Genomic DNA, 5,549 nt, shown 5'->3' with positions numbered 1-5,549 from the left:
TCTCCGACTTCCTCGCCCTCCCCCGCGCCCTCGGCCGCCGCGACGAACAACCGGCATGAGCGCCTGGTCGAGTTGGAGCGACAGTTCAAGGCGCGGCTGGGGGTGTACGCCCTCGACACCGCCACCGGCACCGTCATCGCCCACCGGGCCGACGAACGATTCGCGTTCTGTTCGACGTTCAAGGGACTGGCTGCGGCAGCGGTGCTGCATCGCAACCCGATGTCGCACCTGGACACGGTCGTCAGGTACACCGAAGACGACCTCATGAAGAGCGCCTCCGTCACCAGGCACCACGTGGCCACGGGGATGACGATCCGGCAACTCTGTGACGCCGCGGTCCGGCACAGCGACGGTACGGCCGCCAACCTCCTGCTCCGCGATCTCGGCGGTCCGGCCCAGCTGACCGCGTACGCACGGAGCCTCGGCGACACGGTCACCCGGATGGACCGGATCGAGCCGGCGATCACGACCGCCGTCCCGGGAGATCCCCGTGACACCACTTCTCCCCGGGCGTTCGCCGGCAACTACCAGAAGATCGTGCTGGGCGACGCGCTGCCACCGGACAAGCGCGGCTTCCTCCGTGACCTGCTGGAACGCAACGCCACCAGTGTCGGCGCCCAACGGGTCCGGGCCGGCGTTCCCCGGGGATGGACCGTGGCCGACAAGACCGGAACCGGTGCGTACGGAACGATCAACGACATCGCCGTCGTGTGGCCTCCGACGTCGGCGCCGCTCGTGATCGCGGTGATGTCCAGTAAGGCGACCAAGGATGCCGAATACGACAACGCCGTCATCGCCAAGGCTGCCGCGTACGTCGTGGCGACTCTGACCTAGTCATTGACGTGCGGTGCGACAATGCACTACTCGGCAGTGTGCGGTACCGGTACGGGGTGCACCGGGCACGACCGCGTCAGTGACAGCAGCAACGGCGCACCGGCCAGGCAGGGGAGCAAGGCCGGCGTGCGACACGGGGGAGATATCAGGATGCTCGACTCTGCGACGACCCAGGTGATCGAACCGGTCCCGCCGCAACCGCCGGCCCGGCGTCCCAGAGGCCGCCTCTGGTTGCTGATCAGTGGTCTGCTGACCCTGCTCCTGGCCGCTTCCGCACTGGTCGCGATCGAGCCGCTGCGCGACCCGCTGCCCGCGCCGACCGTCACGCGGACCCTGCCCGCCTCGATGGTCATCCCCGGCAGGGCCCCGAAGGTGCCGTGGCCGAAGTCGGGACAGGCGGCCCTCTCGGTGGAGGGGTTGGGCTCGCTCGGCACGTCGGGCGGCAACGAGCCGGTGCCGATCGCGAGCGTGGCCAAGGTGATGACCGCGTACGTGATCCTGACCGAGCATCCGCTGGGGCGGGGCGAGCACGGGCCGAAGCTCACCGTCAGCGCCGCGCAGGCCGCCGCGTACCCGGCGGAGCTGGCGCGCGGCGAGTCCCTGGTGGCGGTCGCCGCCGGCGCGGTCTTCACCGAGCGCCAGGCGCTGCAGGCGGTGCTGCTCCCGTCGGCGAACAACATGGCGCGGATCCTCGCCGCCTGGGACGCCGGCAGCATCGAGGCATTCGTCGCCAAGATGAACGACACCGCCGCCGAACTGGGCATGACCAACACCCACTACACCGATCCGTCCGGGCTCGACCCGGGCAGCGTGAGCACCGCCGTCGACCAGGTCATCCTGGCCCGCAAGGCGATGAAACTGCCGGCGTTCGCGGAGATCGTGGCGCAGAAGAAGGCCACCCTGCCCGTCGCCGGCACCGTGAAGAACTACAACTCCCTGGTCGGCCGGGACGGCGTCGTGGGGATCAAGACCGGGTCCACCGACGAGGCCGGCGGATGCCTGGTCTTCGCCTCCGTCGTCAAGGTCGGTGGCCGGAGGATCACCGTCGTCGGCGCCGTCCTCGGCCAGCCCGGCGCCAACACCCCCGTACAGCTGGACCGGGTGTTCCGGGCGACCCGTCCGCTGGTCCGCACCGCCGCCGCCGCGATCACGGTGCACCCGGTCGTCCGGGCCGGCGATCAGGTCGCCACCGTGCAGGGGCCGCTCGACACCGGCACGACGATCCACGCCGCAGAGGACCTGACCGTGGTGGGCTGGCCCGGCATGCAGGTGCGGCTGGACATGGACATCCCGGTCGTACCGACGCTGCTACCGGCCGAGGCCGCGCACGGCCAGGTCAGCGCGGTCTCCGGTGAGACCGCACCGGTCAGCGCCCCGCTGCGCACCGGCGTACGGCTGGAGCCGCCGAGCACCTGGGACCGGATCCGCGCGCACCGCTGAGCCGAACGGTCAGCGGAGCCGGCGGCCGGCGCGCATGAGGTCGCGTCCCCGCAGCTCGTTCGCCTCCGGCAGGTCCACGCGGCGGCGCGGCCGTCCTGACTCCTCCGGTCACTTCGTGGAGAGCTCTGCCTTCAGGGCGGACGGTGCCGGCGTCACGGCCTCCCAGGCGAAGCCGTCCGGGTCGGTGAGGGACCCGACATCGCCACCGATCGTGAGCCGGTGCGATCCGGTGCCCTCGGGAGCGACGCCGGCGTCCTTGGCAAGGGCACGGCGCCGGTACAGCGCCAGTTTGACCGAACCCGGCCCGGTAGCGAACTCGACGTACATGCGGCCGAAGCTCTTCGCCACGGCAAGGCCCTGCTCGACGTAGAACCTCCTGCTGGCGGCCACGTCCGCGGCTCCCAGCAGGAGCACGATCTCGTCGATCTGCCGGGTGGCGGGGCCGGTGTCCTTCTTCGCCGAGGTCGCGACCTTCCAGATCGCCCCGTCCGGCGCTTGTACGACACCGCCGTAACCCCAGAGCGACTTCGCGACAGGCTTGAGCGGCGTCGCGCCGGCGTCGAGGGCGGACCCGATGAGGCTGTGAACGGTGGCCGGCTGGGACACGGTGAGCGACAGCGTGAACCCCCGGAATCCGGTCGTAGCGGCCTGCGAGGCCCGCAGGCGTATCTGCCCGTCGAGACCGAACGCGGTGCCGTAGAAGCGGGCGGCGGCCGTGGGGTCGGCCACGTCGAGAGTGACGGATTCGATGAATGTCATGGTCATCACGCTAATTGCGGCTCGATGACCAACGCTTCTTGATTCCTGACCGGTTCTGTCACCTGTTCCGCCGCACCCGCCGGCGGCCCCGCCTCGGCCCCCGTCGCACGGCTGAGGTCGCCACGACGCAGCAGTGCCGTCGCGCGCTCGACGCGACGCGTCATCAGGTACGCGTGCGGCGATTCGCCGTACGCCAGCCGGAACTGGCGACTGAGCTGCCCGGCGGACATGTGGACGCCGCGGGCGAGCGCCTCGACGTCCAGCGGCTGCGCGTACTCCCGGTCGATCCGGTCGCGGACGCGGCGCAGCCGGGCGAGATCACTCAGGCGCTGCGCCGTGGCGCGGGCGGGACCCCACGAGGGGTGACACACGAGAGATCTCCTTCTCGTCAGGTCCGTCGGCCGCCCGGCGGACACCGTCCTGTGGATGCCCGCGCCGGACGATTCAGCGAAGCTCCTGGATGCGGACCATGTTGCCGGCGGGATCGCGGAACGCGCAGTCGCGGACGCCGTACGGTTGCTCGGTCGGCTCCTGGACGACCTCGACGTCGGCGGCCTGCACCTTCTCGAAGGTGTCGTCGAGGTTGCCGGTGGCCAGCAGGATCCAGCCGTAGGTGCCCTTGGCCATCATCTCGGCGATGGTGCGGCGCTCGTCCTCGGTGACCCCGGGATCGGCGGCCGGCGGCGCCAGAAGAATCGAGGTGCCGGGCTGGCCGACGGGGCCGACCGTGATCCAGCGCATCCTGCCCTGCCCTATGTCGCTGCGGACCTCGAAGCCGAGGGCGTCGCGGTAGAAGGCCAGTGACGCGTCCGGGTCGTCATGCGGAAGAACGGTCGTGTGAATGGTGATGTCCATGCTGATCAGGCTAGGCGGCTCCGCGACCCGCGCTTCTCGATTCCTGATCGATCTGGTCAGCCGTTCCGCCACCCGGCCGAGCACCTGGAACCGGATCCGCGAGCACCACTGAGCCGGCGGCGGTGACCCTGTGTCGACGGCCGGCGACGGAGGTGTCAGAGCCGCTCGTACTGCCGCACGGCGACCTGGTCGATCGCGGCCGTGTTGAACGACGGAGACCCCTGTCCGAACATCACGAGGAGCGTCTCCGCCCGGCGCGCCACCGCGAACCTCCTCGGGCTCGGAGTCCCGGGCAGCGTAAAGGATCGGCCCTGCGCTACGCCGGGGATGTCGGCGACGTCGGTCGCCCCCACGGCCTGCAACTGCGCCGGTCCATAACGCGCCATCACCTGCTCGGCCTGAACCGGATCCGCCAGACGCATCAGCATGACGTGAATGGACACGGCTTCGCCTCCGGCGGTGGCGGGCAACGTGATCCAGCAGCGAAACGCGCCGGAGCTGATCCGGGTCTCCCCCAGAAGTGCCGCAACGTCGCCCGAGAATGCGGCCGACTGCGCGAGCGCCGCGCGCGGCAGCACGACGCCGTCCATGGCACAGGGCAAGGTGTCGCCCGGTGCGGGCAACAGAAGGGTCCGCAAATCCGGCGGTCGCGGCCTGTTCTTCGTCATGGTGTCGTGGATGGCCAGGCCACCACAGATCGCTATGCCTACGACGAACCCGATCACCATCAGGCGGTTGCCAGGTATCCGAGGTTTCGTCCGGCGCGGTGGTTGGGTTGACCACGAGAACGGGGTGGGTTCAGCAGCCGCCGTGGCCGGGATGTCGGAATGCGGGGGCGGAGGGTGCACACGCAGGAGCATGCCATCTCTTCCGCAGGAGCCGGCCGCGGTGCCTGCGGCTGTCCCGCTTGACCCCGTCGTTCGGGTATCAGTCGATCGGCTCGGCTGCACGAATGGCTGTACAGTCCCGGCTCGTGAGCAACGCCGACCCGCATGACGTACCGGAGCCTGGTCCGCAAGCCCCTGCAACGCTGGACCTGGCTACCCAGTTGGCGTACGAGTTGGCCGGCACCGCAGAGGTGGAGATCGAGAGACTGCGGTGGGGGGTTGGCGTAACGGTCACGCCGACGAATCCCGACGCGCGGGGCTTCGCGTGGTCGGAGTTCGCGGAGGAGATCGTCTTGCAGGTTGGTGAGTACGGAGGCCGGTGGGAGCTCCGCCCAGTACGCGAAGACCTGGACTTCCTCGGCAATGTCGCTCGCTCAGTCGTCGCGGGACGTGTCCGGGAGGTCTTCGCGCGGGGCCGGTCCCTTGTCGAGGTGGCGATGCCCGATGGATCGGTTGAGGCTGAAACCGGCTACGAAGGCTTGTCCGGTTGCCTACCGCTGCCCCTGTGGCGCCGCTGGTCCCGCAGTGTTCAGTACGCACCGTACAGTTGATCGGCCTGGTCGACTGAGCCCCAGTTTGGAAGATCGTTTCCGGCAGTGACCGACAAGATCATCTCGAACATCCCCTGCGACCGGTGAAGCTCTAGCTGTACTGCCCAGGGACGTTGGTCAACCTGGTGATGGGTGGCCGGCCGCCGATGGCGGTGTGGGGTCGGTGGTGATTGTAGTGATGCAGGAAGGCTGGTAGGGCCTTCCTGCGGGTGCTCTCGGAGGT

Annotated in this window: 8 protein-coding genes; 3 read left to right on the top strand and 5 right to left on the bottom strand. The window is 69.7% G+C overall.

From position 1 onward, the window contains the following. Both bla and I0C86_RS20255 read left to right on the top strand, forming a co-directional pair. Positions 1–834 (top strand): class A beta-lactamase (bla, locus tag I0C86_RS20260; RefSeq protein WP_196202836.1); only part of this gene is annotated, 834 nt, incomplete at its 5' end. A gap of 150 nt (positions 835–984) precedes the next feature. Beyond that, positions 985–2,274 carry a D-alanyl-D-alanine carboxypeptidase family protein gene (locus I0C86_RS20255; RefSeq protein ID WP_196202835.1) on the top strand — a complete coding sequence of 430 codons (1,290 nt, stop codon included), beginning with the start codon at positions 985–987 and terminating at the stop codon, positions 2,272–2,274. A 108-nt stretch (positions 2,275–2,382) separates the two neighbouring features. On the opposite strand, the gene I0C86_RS20250 is transcribed toward I0C86_RS20255, so the two are convergent. The 4 genes from I0C86_RS20250 to I0C86_RS20235 form a co-directional block, all read right to left on the bottom strand. Beyond that, the gene (locus I0C86_RS20250; RefSeq protein ID WP_196202834.1) at positions 2,383–3,033 is read right to left on the bottom strand and encodes a VOC family protein; all 651 of its coding nucleotides are present in this window, start codon (positions 3,031–3,033) and stop codon (positions 2,383–2,385) included. Positions 3,034–3,038: 5 nt separating this feature from the next. After that, complete coding sequence (locus I0C86_RS20245; protein ID WP_196202833.1) at positions 3,039–3,404, bottom strand: helix-turn-helix domain-containing protein; 366 nt, start codon at positions 3,402–3,404, stop codon at positions 3,039–3,041. Positions 3,405–3,477: 73 nt separating this feature from the next. Beyond that, positions 3,478–3,888 carry a VOC family protein gene (locus I0C86_RS20240; protein ID WP_196202832.1) on the bottom strand — a complete coding sequence of 137 codons (411 nt, stop codon included), beginning with the start codon at positions 3,886–3,888 and terminating at the stop codon, positions 3,478–3,480. Positions 3,889–4,043: 155 nt separating this feature from the next. Then, entirely contained in the window at positions 4,044–4,616 is a 573-nt protein-coding gene (locus tag I0C86_RS20235; RefSeq protein ID WP_196202831.1) for a hypothetical protein, read from the bottom strand. A 245-nt stretch (positions 4,617–4,861) separates the two neighbouring features. Here I0C86_RS20235 and I0C86_RS20230 point away from each other — a divergent pair, with 245 nt between their 5' ends. Further along, on the top strand, positions 4,862–5,326 hold the full coding sequence (locus I0C86_RS20230; protein WP_196202830.1) for a hypothetical protein: 465 nt from the start codon (positions 4,862–4,864) through the stop codon (positions 5,324–5,326). Positions 5,327–5,417: 91 nt separating this feature from the next. Here I0C86_RS20230 and I0C86_RS20225 read toward each other — a convergent pair. Next, positions 5,418–5,549 (bottom strand): integrase core domain-containing protein (locus I0C86_RS20225; RefSeq protein ID WP_196202829.1); only part of this gene is annotated, 132 nt, incomplete at its 5' end.

The organism is Plantactinospora alkalitolerans (genome assembly GCF_015690345.1).
Lineage (GTDB): Bacteria > Actinomycetota > Actinomycetes > Mycobacteriales > Micromonosporaceae > Plantactinospora > Plantactinospora alkalitolerans.
This window is presented reverse-complemented; position numbering and strand designations above follow the sequence as displayed.